At 49.1% G+C, this 16,062-nt stretch carries 11 protein-coding genes; 10 read left to right on the top strand and 1 reads right to left on the bottom strand.

What is annotated here, in order from left to right; genetic code table 11:
* The first annotated feature begins 38 nt into the window (after window positions 1-38).
* The 6 genes from E1919_RS14595 to rpiB all read left to right on the top strand — a co-directional run bounded on the left by E1919_RS14595 (window position 39) and on the right by rpiB (window position 8,285).
* Entirely contained in the window at window positions 39-278 is a 240-nt protein-coding gene (locus E1919_RS14595; protein ID WP_162054139.1) for a hypothetical protein, read from the top strand.
* A 100-nt stretch (window positions 279-378) separates the two neighbouring features.
* On the top strand, window positions 379-1,074 hold the full coding sequence (locus tag E1919_RS14590) for a metallophosphoesterase (RefSeq protein WP_162054138.1): 696 nt from the start codon (window positions 379-381) through the stop codon (window positions 1,072-1,074).
* Between the two features lie 639 nt (window positions 1,075-1,713).
* Window positions 1,714-5,493, top strand: a complete 3,780-nt coding sequence (locus tag E1919_RS14585; protein WP_162054137.1) for a choice-of-anchor D domain-containing protein — start codon at window positions 1,714-1,716, stop codon at window positions 5,491-5,493.
* Between the two features lie 192 nt (window positions 5,494-5,685).
* On the top strand, window positions 5,686-6,960 hold the full coding sequence (gene glyA / locus E1919_RS14580) for a serine hydroxymethyltransferase (RefSeq protein WP_162054136.1): 1,275 nt from the start codon (window positions 5,686-5,688) through the stop codon (window positions 6,958-6,960).
* 30 nt (window positions 6,961-6,990) lie between these two features.
* On the top strand, window positions 6,991-7,848 hold the full coding sequence (gene tatC, locus E1919_RS14575; protein WP_162054194.1) for a twin-arginine translocase subunit TatC: 858 nt from the start codon (window positions 6,991-6,993) through the stop codon (window positions 7,846-7,848).
* The gene (rpiB, locus tag E1919_RS14570; RefSeq protein ID WP_162054135.1) at window positions 7,848-8,285 is read left to right on the top strand and encodes a ribose 5-phosphate isomerase B; all 438 of its coding nucleotides are present in this window, start codon (window positions 7,848-7,850) and stop codon (window positions 8,283-8,285) included. Before tatC ends, rpiB begins: the two co-directional genes overlap by 1 nt.
* Before the next feature lie 453 nt (window positions 8,286-8,738).
* On the opposite strand, the gene E1919_RS14565 is transcribed toward rpiB, so the two are convergent.
* Window positions 8,739-10,091 (bottom strand): hypothetical protein, encoded by a 1,353-nt coding sequence (locus E1919_RS14565; protein WP_237144399.1) that lies wholly within the window; start codon window positions 10,089-10,091, stop codon window positions 8,739-8,741.
* 253 nt (window positions 10,092-10,344) lie between these two features.
* Here E1919_RS14565 and rbfA point away from each other — a divergent pair, with 253 nt between their 5' ends.
* From rbfA to E1919_RS14545, 4 genes are all read left to right on the top strand, one after another.
* Window positions 10,345-10,734, top strand: a complete 390-nt coding sequence (gene rbfA, locus E1919_RS14560) for a 30S ribosome-binding factor RbfA (RefSeq protein WP_162054133.1) — start codon at window positions 10,345-10,347, stop codon at window positions 10,732-10,734.
* 15 nt (window positions 10,735-10,749) lie between these two features.
* The gene (locus E1919_RS14555) at window positions 10,750-11,559 is read left to right on the top strand and encodes a class I SAM-dependent methyltransferase (protein WP_162054132.1); all 810 of its coding nucleotides are present in this window, start codon (window positions 10,750-10,752) and stop codon (window positions 11,557-11,559) included.
* Between the two features lie 98 nt (window positions 11,560-11,657).
* Window positions 11,658-12,884 (top strand): ABC transporter permease, encoded by a 1,227-nt coding sequence (locus E1919_RS14550; protein ID WP_317168228.1) that lies wholly within the window; start codon window positions 11,658-11,660, stop codon window positions 12,882-12,884.
* A 222-nt stretch (window positions 12,885-13,106) separates the two neighbouring features.
* Entirely contained in the window at window positions 13,107-16,043 is a 2,937-nt protein-coding gene (locus tag E1919_RS14545) for a DEAD/DEAH box helicase (RefSeq protein ID WP_162054131.1), read from the top strand.
* Window positions 16,044-16,062: the final 19 nt, after the last annotated feature.

The following is a 16,062-nucleotide window of genomic DNA, read 5'->3' as shown; positions in this document are numbered from 1 at the left end:
AGTGCCTCATGTAACATTTTAATTAGAAGGAGGAAATTATGCCATCATATAAGCACACAAAGGATAACGCAGAAAACGAAGGAAGACCAACCGGAAAAGGCCAGGACAAAGCAGCTGGCGGAAAGCCAGTGGATCCTGGTCAAACGCGTGCAGAGCACGAAGAGTTAAAAGAAAAGCATACAGATGGGCCAGATGAGGCGGCAGGGCAGAACACCATCACAAACAACCCGAACCGTAACACCGACAAGCCCGGTATTGACAACAACAAGTATAATTGATAACCTTACCTAAGTACAAAGAGAAATAGCACCTGCTGCAACGGGTGCTATTTCTCTTTGTACTACCTTTGCCTCACCAAATCGCAATTCACCAAACCACATGGCCCGCTACGCCCTGACCGACATACACGGCTGTGCCCGTACTTTCAGAGCACTCGTGCATGAGCAGCTGAACCTTCTGAAAACAGACGAGCTATACGTGCTGGGCGACTTGGTAAACAAAGGGCCGGACAGCAAAGGCGTTATCGATTTTATAATGGAACTGCAGGAGCAGCAATACCAGGTACACTGCCTGCGCGGCAACCACGACCAGATGCTGCTGAAAGCCGCTAAGAAAGGACCCAAAGCTCTAAGCTTAACGGACACCGAGAAAAAGCTTGTACTGGAGAGCTTTCAGATTGAGTCATTCGAAGACCTTCCGAAGAAATACAGGAAGTTTCTGAAAAGCCTGCCCTACCACCTCGAACTGCCGGACTATTACCTCGTGCATGCCGGGTTCAACTTTACACAAGACGATATTTTCGCGGATAAAGATGCTATGCTGAACATCCGGGGTTATGAGGTAGACTGGCAAAGAATAGACAACAAAGGCTTGCTGCACGGCCATACCCCCACCGCCCTCCACAGCATCAAGAAGTCAGTCGCGCACAAAGACCAGCAACTGAACCTGGACGCTGGCTGCGTCTACTACCGCAATGCCGCTTATGGCAACCTCATAGCTTTAAATTTAGACACACAGGAACTGTACATACAGCCTAACCAGGATCGGCCTTATCCTGTGGCTAGGAAAAGCTAGAAGCATTAACCATTAATAGCCTGAATAAAGAGGGTCAAACTGCCTTTGTTTACATTGGTGAGGTTGTTTTTCATGCATTGTCTTTATAAACTATGTACCCTTTGTTATTGTGAGCCTTGCAATGTGCTGGTGCTTTACTCCACTTCCTGAACCACAGTGTCGGGAACTCTCCGCAAAAAGCTTCCTTTAAATCTAGATCCCAAACCATAGCATTAACTAATCTTTTGATACACTGCCTGTGAAATAGAATTGTGCAATCAGTGTTGGGATTTTACTGGGGGAAGGAAACATATCTATATTTTTATATAGTATAGTTGAACGAATCTTATAAGCATTAGTAGTTTAATGTAAAGTACAGTTTGCTTCTCATAAAATATGAGTAACAATGATAAAGCTTCAGATTATTAACAAGGGGTAAAGCAACTCATAATGCCTGCGAAAAGCTTACTATGGGTGATTAGTGTAAGTTTCATTATTTCTTATATACATTAAGTTATTCCTATATTTTAAAAGAACGGATAAAAAAATAGTTATAAATATTTGCTAAACTATAAAATAAAATATAGTTATTTGTGTGGATATAAAACCATTAATATAGGAATATACCTAATTATATTTTTAAAACTTAAAGTACAATTTATGGCACAAGTCTACCCTCCCCCTCGCAAGAAAAGGCTTCTTCTTTCGCTGCTCCTGCAGTGCTTATTCCTGATTGGCTTTGTGGCGCAAGGTTTTGCGCAGGCCACCTTGCCTACAAGCAACACAGTCTGGACTACTTTGCCTGCAGGCTGGAGTAGTTCTGGTGTAGGCTCAACTACTGTAGATATTCCTACTACAACAGCAGGGACAGCAAGCTCCGCCAGCTATACTGCTACAGATACTTATATACAAGTTGACTTTATAGGTGTACCTGATAAAGTTTCTTTCAACCTGAGGTATTCAGGATTTACTGGGAGCTTTGACGGTGTTTTCCAGGTGCTTGAATCTAGTTCAATTGGAAGCGGGTATACAATGGTAGGCACCAATATAGACAAGACTTCTAATGTAATGGCAGGTAGCGATAAAGTTTACCCGGTAGAAAGCTCTCTTCGCTCTACTACCAGATCTGTACGTTTGTATATGCAGACGAAAGGAACTAAAGCCCTTTTCCTGGATAATGCTCAGATTACAGCTGCTCCTACTGGACCAGAAATGAATTTGAAAATAGCAGGTGTCAATTTTTTGAGTGGTAGCACACACAACTTTGGTACAGTTAACCTAAATAAGTCTAAAACAGCTGAGGTTACGGTAGAGAATGTTGGTACAAGCAGGCTAAGCCTTGATCCTCCATCTTTAACCGGAGCTAATGCTGCCAACTTTTCTGTTGCACTAGCTGGCTATGCAGCTTTTTTAGACCCCGGGCAAACAGCTACTCTTCAGGTTACCTTTAGCCCAACTGCTCATGGTACTTATAATGCAGAAGTACAAATAGGGAATAGCGACAGCGATGAAAATCCGTACAGGATTCTGTTAACGGGGGAAGGAACCATCCTGCGACCTGTTATTACCAGCTTGTCTTCCTATATAGGTGGTGTTGGTAAAGAAATAATTATTGAGGGTTCTGAATTCATTAACGCAGACAGGGTAGAATTCAGTAGTGGCGTTTCAGCTCAAATGACAGTTTTTAGCGACACGCAAATACGTGTATTTGTACCTGCAGGTGCTGTAGATGGACCTGTAACAGTTTTTGCAGGTGGTTTGAGCGCTAATAGTAATTCTTTTGATGTAGTTCCCACCCCGGTTATTTCGTCTGTAAGTCCATCAGAGGCATACGAACTGGAAGTAGTAACCATTTCTGGTGACTATCTAACCTATATGGACCTTCCAACAGAAGTTTCTTTTAACGGGGTGCCCGCAACCTTTACGGAGCGACTGGACAGTAATGGCAACACAGTGATAGATGCGACCGTGCCAGCTGGTGCCACAACAGGTCCTTTAACGGTGACAACACCTGGCGGCACAGGCTCTATTAATTTTACTGTTCTCTATAGAGTTCCGGTTATCACCTCAGTAGATCCGCCAGCGGCTTATGAACTGGCGGTAGTAACTATCTCTGGTACAAGCATTCGAGGTGCCACGGGAGTGACCTTCAACGGAGTGGGCGCGGCCTTCGAGGAAAGTGTAGATGCCAATGGTAACGCAATTATCTACGCGGAGGTGCCGATCGGCGCCACGACAGGCCCGCTGACAGTGACAACACCCGGAGGCACTGCCTCCATTGAGTTCACAGTGCTCAAGCCTATTCCTTCAAACCTGACCATCAACCCGACCTCCGGCAAGATAGGCAGCTTCGTTGTCATCTCCGGAGACAATCTTTCGGACGCGACGTCGGTGGTGTTCACCGGCGGGGTGGCGGCCACCTTCGTGAAAATCACCAACAGCGACGGTTCAGTTTCCCTGCAGGCCCAGGTGCCAGTTGGTGCCGAGACAGGTGCTATCACGGTGGCTAACGCAAACGGCTCGGGCAGCACGCCGACCTATACCGTAATCAAACCAACCATCACCTCAGTAGACCCGCCAGCAGCCTATGAACTGGCGATAGTGACCATCACAGGAACGAACTTAGGTGGTACAACGGGAGTGACTTTCAATGGAGTAGGCGCAGCCTTTGAGGAGGACCTTACCAGCAATGGTACCATCGTATACGCCGAGGTGCCGATTGGCGCCACGACAGGTCTGTTGACAGTGACAACCGATGAAGGCACTGCCTCCATTGAGTTCACGGTTCTCAAGCCCATTCCTTCAAACCTGACCATCAACCCGACCTCCGGCAAGATAGGCAGCTTCGTTGTCATCTCCGGAGACAATCTTTCGGACGCGACGTCGGTGGTGTTCACCGGCGGGGTGGCGGCCACCTTCGTGAAAATCACCAACAGCGACGGTTCAGTTTCCCTGCAGGCCCAGGTGCCAGTTGGTGCCGAGACAGGTGCTATCACGGTGGCTAACGCAAACGGCTCGGGCAGCACGCCGACCTATACCGTAATCAAACCAACCATCACCTCAGTAGACCCGCCAGCAGCCTATGAACTGGCGATAGTGACCATCACAGGAACGAACTTAGGTGGTACAACGGGAGTGACTTTCAATGGAGTAGGCGCAGCCTTTGAGGAGGACTTTGCCAGCAATGGTACCATCGTATACGCGGAGGTGCCGATTGGCGCCACGACAGGTCCGTTGACAGTGACAACCCCTGATGGCACGGCCTCCATTGCGTTCACAGTTCTCAAGCCTGTTCCTTCGAACCTGACCATCAACCCGACCTCCGGCAAGATAGGCAGCTTCGTTGTCATCTCCGGCTCTAACCTTTCGGACGCGACGTCGGTGGTGTTCACCGGCGGGGTGGCGGCCACCTTCGTGAAAATCACCAACAGCGACGGTTCCGTTTCACTGCAGACCCAGGTGCCGGTGGGCGCCGAGACTGGTGCTATCACGGTGGCTAACGCAAACGGCTCGGGCACCACGCCGACCTATACTGTAATCAAACCAACTATCACAGTTACTGCATCCCTTACAGCATTTTCTACTCAGGTAGGTGCTCCTTCAACTTCACAGAGCTATACTGTGAGCGGTACAAACATGGAAGGCGACATAACTATAGTAGCACCTACTGAGTTTGAGGTGTCTTCAGATAATGTAAGATTTACACAGAGTGTGTTCGTGCCCAAACCTACAGGTTCTACTACTATAGGAACAACACCTATTTACATTAGGTACAATCCCGCAGGAACAGGTACACACAGTGGAAACATCATGCATACCTCACTGAATGCAACGGATGTAGCACTAGCTGTTAACGGTAGTTCCGTTACCGTTCTCCCGGTAGAACTCATCTTCTTTAAAGCAGCCGTTCAAGGAAACAAGGCGCTGCTGACCTGGGAAACTGCTTCGGAACAGGATAACTCTCACTTCGAAATAGAGACGTCGCTGAATGCGGCAGATAGTTTCGAGAAAGTAGGACGAGTAGATAGCAAGACGACGAACAGCAGCATCCGCACTTCATATGACTTCACGCATAACATGGGCAATGCCAGCGGCACCCGCTATTATCGCCTGAAGCAGGTGGACCTGGATGGAACATCTTCTTACAGCAAAGTGGTAGCCGTTACAGGAAGAGCACAGGGGCTGGCACTGCAGGTGCTGGTAGCTCCAAACCCACTCAACTATAACTCGAAAGTGTACATCACGGTAGAGGAAAGCGGTAAAGCGGATGTAACGCTGCACGACATGACTGGCAAGCGGATGTATCAGAAAGCAGTGGACGTGAAAGAAGGACAGACTGAAATGCAACTGCCACTTTACGACCAACTGCCAAGTGGCCTGTATATCCTAACTGTAGAGATGAACGGTCAGCACCGGCAGGTAAAAGTAGTGAAGCAGTAATACTTAAACCTTATTAGTATAAAAGCCCGGTGCCATGTGGTGCCGGGCTTTTGCTTTTACAGAACTTTCTGCTGCTAATATTTATACCACCTAAATCTGCTAACCGCTGCCGCGCCGTATATAAACTTCTGAAACATTGGTTTATTCCGTAGCATACTTTAATTTTGAAAGGGATAAACCAACCAAAGAGCAATGCAAAAAGACACAGCCATATTTGACCTTATAGCGAAAGAGAAAATCCGCCAAACGCATGGCATCGAACTGATTGCCTCTGAGAACTTTGTTTCAGAGCAGGTGATGCAGGCCATGGGCAGCGTGATGACCAATAAGTATGCGGAAGGCTTACCGGGCAAACGTTATTATGGCGGCTGCGAGATAGTGGACCAGTCGGAGCAATTGGCCATCGACCGCGCCAAAGAGCTGTTTGGCGTGGAGTGGGTAAACGTGCAGCCGCACTCCGGCGCACAGGCAAATGCAGCGGTCATGCTGGCTTTGCTGCAGCCTGGTGATAAAATTCTTGGCTTTGACCTCTCGCATGGCGGGCACTTAACGCATGGCTCCCCGGTAAACTTCTCGGGCAAGCTGTACAGCCCGTCCTTTTATGGTGTAGAGCAGGAAACAGGCCTCATCGACTTCGATAAAGTAGTGGAGACAGCCCGCAAGGAGCGTCCGAAGCTGATAATCTGTGGAGCCTCCGCCTATAGCCGCGACTGGGATTATAAAAAACTGCGTGCCGCCGCCGATGAGGTAGGAGCCCTGCTGCTGGCAGATATCTCCCACCCTTCCGGCCTGATTGCGCGGGGTTTATTGAATGATCCGTTTGAGCATTGCCATATTGTAACCACCACTACCCACAAGACCTTGCGTGGCCCAAGAGGCGGTATGATCATGCTGGGGAAAGACTTTGAAAATCCTTATGGCCTGAAAACACCGAAAGGTGAAACACGCATGATGTCGTCCCTGTTGGATGGCGCCGTTTTCCCGGGTACGCAGGGCGGTCCGCTGGAGCACGTGATTGCGGCAAAAGCGGTGGCATACTATGAGGCACTTTCTGATGACTATCTTGGTTATGTAAAGCAGGTGCAGGAAAATGCGCAGGCGATGGCCAAAGCGTTTGTAGAAAGAGGCTACGACATCATATCAGGAGGTACAGACAACCACATGATGCTGATCGACCTGCGTTCGAAAGGACTAACAGGTAAACTGGCAGAGAACACGCTGGTAAAAGCCGATATTACCATCAACAAAAACATGGTGCCTTTTGACGATAAATCACCATTCGTGACTTCAGGAATGCGTGTAGGTACAGCAGCTGTGACTACCCGTGGCCTGAAAGAAAACGACATGGTGCGTATTGTGGAGTTGATAGACGATGTGCTGACAAACCACGACAACGACAGCAAGATCAGCGCAGCACGTAAAGACATTAACAGCTGGATGCAAGAGTATCCGCTTTTTGCTTACTAACACTATAGAACAGGGGCCACAATTGTGATGATGGATCAACCACAGATAGGGGAAGAGCAGCAAGGAGAAGAGCAGTCGCAGGAGATGTCGTTTGTGGACCATCTCGAGGAACTGAGATGGCACCTTATCCGGGCTTTAGCTTCTATCCTTATATTCGGAACCATTGCTTTTTTAGCAAAAAGCTTTGTGTTCCATGATATCATTCTGGCTCCCTCCCGCACAGATTTCCTGAGTTACCGGGTAATGTGCGACATAGGGCAGAGAATTGGCTCTGATGTGCTTTGTATCACGGAGATGGGGTTCACCATCCAAAGCCGGCAGATGAGCGGACAGTTCACCATGCACCTGCTCGTATCTGCCATACTGGGCCTGGCCTGTGCCTTCCCTTACGCCTTCTGGGAAATCTGGCGCTTCGTGAAGCCGGGCCTGTATCCGCAGGAGCAGAAAAACTCGCAGGGAGCAGTATTTTTTGTGTCTATCCTGTTTGTGATGGGCTTGCTGTTTGGTTACTATGTGGTGTCGCCTATCTCCATTAACTTTTTAGCTAGCTACCAGGTAGACCCGACAATTATAAATGAGTTTGACCTCTCATCTTATATCTCCACCCTCACCACGCTGTGCCTGGCCTGTGCCTTTATGTTTGAGATGCCCGTCATCGTATACTTCCTGACCAAGGCAGGGCTGATAACGGCTGAGACAATGAAACTCTACCGCCGCCATGCTTTTGTAGTAATATTGATTATAGGGGCTATCATTACGCCTCCGGATGTTATCAGCCAACTGCTGATCTCGATGCCGCTGATGCTGTTGTACGAGGTAAGCATAAACATCTCGCAGTCAATCCGTAAAAGAGATTTGAAGAACCTGAACGAAAACAATACAATATAATGGCACTGAACATTGCAATAGGCGGAGACCATGCCGGCTATACCTATAAAAGTATGGTAAAAGCTGTACTGGAAACGCTTGGCCATCAAATACAGGACTTTGGCCCTCAGTCTGACGCTTCCGTAGATTACCCGGACCATGTGCACCCGCTTGCAAAAGCGGTGGAGAACGAGGAGGCTGACTTCGGTATCCTGATCTGTGGCAGTGGCAACGGTGTGGCCATCACGGCCAACAAACACCACGACATACGTGCAGCGCTGTGCTGGAAGCCTGAGTTGGCTAAGCTGGCGCGGGAGCATAACAACGCCAATGTGCTGTGTATACCAGCCCGTTTTGTGTCGGAGGATGTGGCACGCGAAATGGTGAAAGTTTTCCTTTCAACTGGTTTCGAAGGTGGCCGCCACCAGACCCGCGTAGACAAAATCACAGCCTGCTAAGGCTGCCTTTTTTAATAAGTGGGCGCTGCATCTTTATATGTGCAGCGCCCTTTTGTTTTTGGCAAAGCGGAAGCTTTATGTTCTGTTATACCAAGTGAGAAGAAGCTCCTTTCAGATAATTTATCATGTTTTCTATTCTTCAGCACGAAGTGAAGGAGTTTCCAGTCTTTGGGTTGAGCGCCTTTTAAATTTCCGGTGCCACGCTAGTGGCAGCCGATAGGCAGGAAATATACACAGCGCGATGCCCAAAGACGAGGCCTCTCGGCCTTGAGAGCTCAGAGAGAAACAATGAAACTGTAAGTGAGATGCCGCTGGATAAGCCATTTCAACGGTAGCTTAGACAGCATCAATCATACTCAGAGGCTCCTGGCTCAGAAATTTCTTGAGAAGCTATGGCAAACAGTTCAGGAAAAGCGGTATTATCTTGAAAAGAGGCTCAAAAAAGAATCAGCTTTATTTAGACAGCTCATACACCCCTGCAGTGCTGGTGGCACTGTACCTCCCAAAAATACGCGGCAGCTTATAGCTCAGTTCCGGCATCAGGTTCGCTTTATCTACAATATAAGCAGGCATTTCCCGGCTGAGGTTCTGGTGTATCTCAAACACAGCCTGATACTCGTTCAACCGTCCGAAGTGGCGTTGGGCCAGGTTCCAGTTCAGGTAGGGTGTTACAGGCTTGTTCTGTGTATAGTAGCTGACATCTTTGCCTAATACCAGCACAGTAGCCTGTTGCATCGGCAGGTCAGGCTCTTCGGGCAACAGCAGCGGCGACTCGTCCAGCAGCAGAAACCTGTTGATGTGGAGCATGTGCCTGTAGCGTAGCACCAGCATACAGCCAATCACCAACAGAATAACAAAATTCAGCTGCCACATCTTGCGGTTTGAGGTAAAGAAGAATTCGCTGAAGTAGGCTATTGGCGGCAGCAACAGGATAAAGGTAGCTATCGAAATCTCGTCTCTTGTGAAGATGACTACAAAGCTGGTGAACAGCCACACCCACATCAACTGCTTAAACTTGTCCTGGAAAACGAGGCGCTGTGGCAGAGAAGCTGAGCTCAATAGCGAGAGCAAAAGCACTACGGCTGGTATGGCCATCAGCTTTGCTACGTCGGCTGGCGGACGCAGGAAATTTACCTGCAGTTGCCAGGGGCGCAGCAGGTGCAGTTCTATAAACTCCTGTGTGGTATTAGTGTAGAGGTAGTAGGTGAGCAGGACAGCATACGGAAAAACAAAGCCGCACAACATCAGCAGCATGCTCCTAAAGGTGCTGGAGGCAAAAAAGATAACGGCAAACACGCCTATCAGCAGGAACAGGGCCAGGGGCAGGTAGCTCATGGCAGCCAGGCCCAGCATAAACCCACCCACAAACAAGCGGTTATTGTCGAACCCCTCCCGCGACAGGGTAATAATGTACGGCAGCGACAGGATGATAAAGGTGTTGCCGATGAGCAGCGGCGTGAGCATGTTGAACTCGAATGAAAGGCTCCCCAGCATCAGGTACAGCAGCGCGGGCAGGTAATTTTTGGTGTCATACACGTTATGGCGGTTAAGCGTAATGTTCAGTAGCAGGGCCTGCAGCAGCAGCAAACCCATCGCCGTGAGCCGGTAAGCCAGAAAAGACCGACCCGCCAGCGCGTCCAAAGCCCAGAACACCAGCGCAGAGACCGGGGCCGTGTTGTCATATATGTCGCGGTACATACTAAAGCCGTCGGACATGCGCTCCCCCACCAGCATGTGCAGTAGCTCAGGTGCAGTGGCAGATATATTCCATAAAATGAGCGGAAGCTGAACAGCAAGAAAAAGCAAAACCAACAGGATCAGTCGGGAAGGCAGTATGCTTCGGAAGTAACTAATCAAGTAAAGACACAGTTAGAAGAAACTACAATAAAGGACAAGAGAGACCGGTTAAGCTTTAGAAAACACAAGCGGATGCTCAGCTTCTCTAAAGCCTGGCCGGCCATTGTTTTCGTCCCAAAACAATGCAAAAGCCCTAAACCTGAAATGAGTAAGGCGCTTTTGGGGTAAAAATGCGAAATTAATATGATATTTGCAGCTTCATATGGAAAGTAAAAGACAACAGAAATTTTCGCGCCTGATTCAGAAAGAATTAGCAGACATCTTCCAGCGGGAGGTGCCGCATCTTTTTGGCGGCGCATTCATATCAGTCAGCGTGGTGCGGGTTTCGCCGGACCTGGGCCTTGCCAAGGTATTTATCAGCGTCATGATGGCGCAGAACGCAGAATCACTGCTTTTAGAAGTGCGCGCCAATACCAAAACTGTCCGTCATCTGCTGGCCCAGCGCATTGGTAAGCAGGTAAGAATTGTGCCTGAGCTGGCATTCTTTCTGGACGATAGCGCGGAATATGCAGCCCGCATAGATAAATTGTTCGACAACATCGACATACCGCCTGCCACCGAGGATGACGAGGAAACATACCCAGGCTTATAGTATCTCATCACCTTTATGCAATACGACCCGATAAAGCGGGTGCTGGGCGACGCGTTTAACAGAACGCCTTTCCTGCGCCGCGTGTTTTACAAGCTCCTAGACCTGCTTTTGCTGCGTACCTGGCACGTGCACAAAGAGCTGCGCGAGTGGGCACAAGGCCGCCGCGACAAAGAGCAGCATATTCTGGATGCAGGCTCCGGCTTTGGCCAGTATACGTATTATCTGTCTGGCATGAGCCGCAAGTGGAGCATACTGGCAGTGGACGTGAAGGAAGAGCAGATTTCCGACAGTAACTGCTTTATCCGTGCCATTGGCCGCCACAATGTGCTGTTCCGGATTGCAGACTTGGTGAAGTACCGGGAGCCTAAAAGCTACGACCTTATTTTATCAGTAGACGTGATGGAGCATATCCTGGAGGATGTGGAGGTGTTCCGCAACTTCCAGTCTTCACTGCGCCATGGGGGTATGCTTGTTATCTCCACGCCATCCGACCAGGGCGGCTCCGATGTGCATGGCGACGATGAAGCTTCTTTCATAGAAGAGCACGTGCGCGACGGGTATAATATTCAGGAGATACAGGATAAGCTAAAACTGGCGGGGTTCAGCAAAGTAAAAGCACGCTACTCATACGGCAAGCCAGGCCAGGTATCGTGGCGTTTGTCCATGAAGTATCCGCTGCTGCTGCTGAACGTCTCTAAAATTTTCTTCCTGGTTTTGCCTTTTTATTACCTCATTACCTTCCCGGTATGCCTCGTGCTGAACTGGATGGACGTGAACGGCAACCACAAATCAGGCACCGGCCTGATTGTGAAAGCCTGGAAATAAGTAATTGTTGGATTGTTAAATGGCTTCATTGTTGTCTCAGCACGCGTAACAATGAACGTTTAACTAGCAAACAATCAGCAATAAACAATTAGCAATCAATGATGAATGTTCCTTTTCTGATAGCGAAGCGATATTTTTTCTCCAGAAAGAAGAGAAACATCATTAGCATTATCTCCAACATCGCCATGATTGGCGTTGCGGTTGGTTCGGCTGCGCTAATTATCGTGCTTTCCGTTTTCAATGGCTTGGAAGACCTTATCCGGGAAATCTACTCCAGCTTTGACCCTGACCTGAAGATTACGGCAGTAGAGGGCAAGTCTTTTGAGACCGATACAGAGTTTATGAACCGCATCCGCCAGATGCCGGGCGTCGCGGTGGTGTCGGAGGTGATAGAAGACAATGCCCTGCTGCGCTACAACGATCGCCAGATGGTGGTGAAGGTAAAGGGCGTGAGTGAGAACTTTTTTGAGCAGAACGAAATCGACTCGTCGGTGGTGGAAGGGCACAGCCAGCTAATTCAAAACGATGCCTATTATGCCTTGATCGGCCGCGGTGTGCAGTACCAACTCTCTATCAGGACGAATAACAAGTTTGTGCCGCTGCAGTTTCTGTATCCCCGCAACACCAGGTTTAACCCGCTTAACCCCGAAGGAGCCTTCAATGCTCTGGATATAGCGCCCGGAGGCATTTTTGCCATCGAGCGGCAGTACGACGATTCTTATGTGTTTGTGCCGTTGAATTTTGCTGCGGAGCTGCTGGAATACGGCCGCCGCCGCACCGCCATCGAGATAAAATTAGCGGATGGGGCGCGGGTAGATCAGGTAAAAGCCGCTTTACAGCAGGAATTAGGAGACAGCTTCAGGATACAGGACAGCGATGAGCAACACACCAGCCTGCTGCGCGCCGTGAAGGTAGAGAAGCTGTTCGTGTTCATTACCTTCGCTTTTATACTGGGTATTGCCTCCCTCAATATTTTCTTCTCCCTTTCTATGCTCGTGATTGATAAGAAGAAAGACATCGCCATTCTTGCTTCTATGGGTGCTACTGCTAATACCATCCGAAACATCTTTTTAATGGAAGGTGCCCTGGTAGCCTTTATTGGGGCGGCATACGGGCTATCCATCGGCATGCTCATCTGCAACCTGCAACAGACTTTCGGTATGGTGAGTATGGGCATGTCTACCTCGGTAGTAGAGGCTTATCCGGTAAAAATGGAGGTGAGAGATTTTATACTGACAGGTATAGCCATCGTTGTTATTACAATTCTCGTGTCGGTGCGGCCCGCCCGCAAAGCCGCTGCTATGTCAGTAACAGAGAACATTTAGCAGCTAAAATAGCAGCTGTTGAATTCTGAGAGCGTACATTTTCAGCTCAGAAAAATAAAGTTTAAACATGCTCAAGAGCAAAAGGAGCATACTTTGGGCAAACTGACGCACTATTTGTATCTTCCAACTCCTTCACGTTCCTGTTATAGGCTAAAAACAATGTTTTTGATAGGAAATAAATAGTAGAAAGGCTAAATTCGGAGCCCTAAAACTGTTTTTGGCATGAAAGTCTACACCACTCAGCCTTTTCAGGTTATTTATTCGCTCTTCGAGCATGAGTACCTGGGGTACCTGTTCGAATCATTCGTGGTGCAGGTAAACTCTAAAGGCCAGCTTACCTTACAACACCAGAATATTTCCGCTAAGAATGCGGATGAGTTTGCCTCCCGGCTCGATGCCGACGATTTCAAGCTTATCGCACTTATGGATCAGGTGCAGCAGGATGCCGTTCTGAAGCGCTTTTCCTCTAAAAGAATGACACCTGTTGATTTCTTCCTGAAAACCTATGACCCGGAGAAGGGAGACAAGGCGCTGCAGGAAACCATCAGCCATTATATTCAGGGGCGCATGGGCAAGATTCTGGAGCTGCTCCGCAACAAGATGACCTTTATCATGGGCAAAGACGGCGAACCTACCTGGAAGCGCATCAACATTGCCCCGGAGCGAGCCACGGTGCTGTTCCACTTCATGCGCAACGCCGACAACACCCATTATTTCCCGACGATAAAGTATGCCGGCCAGAAGTTAGATTTCCAGTACCGGAACGCGGAGCTGATTTGCTACGAACCCGCCTGGCTGATGCTCAACGATGTAGTGTATAGCTTCGAGAAGGATGTGGATGGCAAAAAGCTTCAACCCTTCCTGAACAAGAAATTTATTGTAGTACCCCGCTCGGTAGAGGAAAACTACTACAAGAAATTTGTGGCGCCGCTGGTAGAGTCTTTTGATGTGCATGCCAAAGGCTTCGATATACGGGCAGAGAAGTATGAACCAAGCCCCTACCTCTCGTTTTCGGAGATAGCTGCCGCTGAGGCACCCGCTGTAAAGGTAAACGGCAGTAACGGCGATGGCAAAGCAGAGCGTCGTGCAGGTCAGCATACGAAGATCGTTTTCAACCTGGCCTTTCAATACGGTGGCTATATGGTGCAGACCCAGGAGGCCAAGCGTATCAGTGTGAGCATGGAGAAGACCCCTGATTCGTATGTCTTCCACAAGCTCATCCGTGACCTGAACCATGAGAAAGTCTTTGTGAAGGAGCTGAACAAGCGTGCCCTGGAGGTGAAGAACGGGCAGGCGGTGCTTGACAAGAGCGATGCTTTCTCGTGGCTGAACAACAACCTGGCAGAGTTGGAAGAACTTGGCTTTACAGTGCGGCAGTCGGAGAAAAGCGGGAAGAATTATTTTATAGGCGAGATAACGCTGGATGTTGGCATCACCGAAAAAAACGATTGGTTTGATATCTACGGAACTGTGCGCTTCGGAGAGTTTGAAATCCCATTTATCCGCCTCAAGAACCACATCCTGACAAAAAATAACGAGTTCCTGCTGCCCAACGGCCAAGTTGCCGTGATACCGGAAGAGTGGTTTACGCAGTATATCGAGCTGTTTGCTTTTTCCGAGGGCGAAGACCACCTGACGCTGAAGAAGCACCATATGGCGCTGGTGAACGACCTGCAGCAGGGCAACCTCGCCACCGTAACCATGACGCGGAAGCTGGAGAAGCTGCGGGAGTTTGAGGCAATAGAAGACCAACCGATGCCGGCAGGCTTTGTGGGAGAGCTGCGACCGTACCAGAAAGCGGGGTACAACTGGCTGCACTTTGTGCAGAACTATAAATTCGGTGGTTGCCTGGCCGATGATATGGGCCTTGGTAAAACCGTGCAGACGCTGGCGATGCTGCAGCACCGTAAAGAAAGCGGCGCCGGGTCAGCCTCACTGCTGGCAATGCCTACTTCGCTGGTATACAATTGGCTGAATGAGGCGCAGAAGTTTACGCCAAACCTGCGCATCCTGACGTATACCGGCACCTACCGTGACAAGAACGTGGAACAGTTTCAGGATTATGATGTCATTCTGACTTCCTATGGTATTGTGCGCCTCGATGCGGAACTGCTGAAAACCTACTACTTCGACTATATCATTCTGGATGAGTCGCAGGCCATCAAGAACCCGGATTCCAGCACCTCTAAAGCAGTGCGCTCCCTGAAGTCACGGCACAGGCTTATACTGACAGGTACACCGGTAGAAAACAGCACGATGGATTTATGGGCGCAGATGTCGTTTATTAACCCTGGCCTATTGGGCAACCAGCATTTCTTCCGGAAGGAGTTTCTGAAGCCGATTGAGAAGGAGAAGGATGAGCATAAAACACGCCGGCTGCACGCGCTTATCAAGCCGTTTATTTTGCGCAGGCATAAATCGCAGGTGGCGAAGGAACTCCCTGAGAAGATAGAGCATACCACCATCTGCAAAATGACGGAGGAGCAGGAGCATGCTTACGAGGAAACAAAATCCTTCTACCGCAACAAGATACTTACAAACCTGGAAGAGCACGGGCCAGGCAATACACAGTTTATGCTCCTGCAGGGCTTAACAAAACTGCGCCAGATTGCAAACCACCCGCTGATGACAGACCCCGGCTACGAAGGCGAGTCCGGAAAGCTGAAGGAGGTGCTGCGCATGACAAAGAGTATACTTGGTGAAGGGCATAAAGTGCTTATTTTCAGTCAATTTGTAAAGCACCTTGAGATTATCCGAAAGGTGCTGGACGAGCGGAAGGTAGTATATGCTTATTTAGACGGTAACACCAAGAACCGGCAGGAGCAGGTAGAGCGCTTCCAGAATGACGAAAGCATACAGGTGTTCCTGATTTCCCTGAAAGCGGGTGGTGTGGGCCTTAACCTCACTGCCGCCGACTATGTGTTTATCCTGGACCCTTGGTGGAACCCGGCTGTAGAAGCGCAGGCTGTTGACCGTGCGCACCGCATCGGGCAGCAGAACACGGTATTCACGTACAAGTTCATCACCAAAGACACCGTAGAAGAAAAGATACTGGCGCTTCAGAACCGGAAAATCAAGCTGGTCACCGACCTCATCAGCACCGACGAAACCATCATCAAAAACCTGACAAAAGACGATATTGAAAGCTTGTTGAGTTAGGGTGAAAATTGCTGATTGT

Origin of the sequence: Pontibacter pamirensis (assembly GCF_010015475.1) — a bacterium.
Lineage (GTDB): Bacteria > Bacteroidota > Bacteroidia > Cytophagales > Hymenobacteraceae > Pontibacter > Pontibacter pamirensis.
This window is presented reverse-complemented; position numbering and strand designations above follow the sequence as displayed.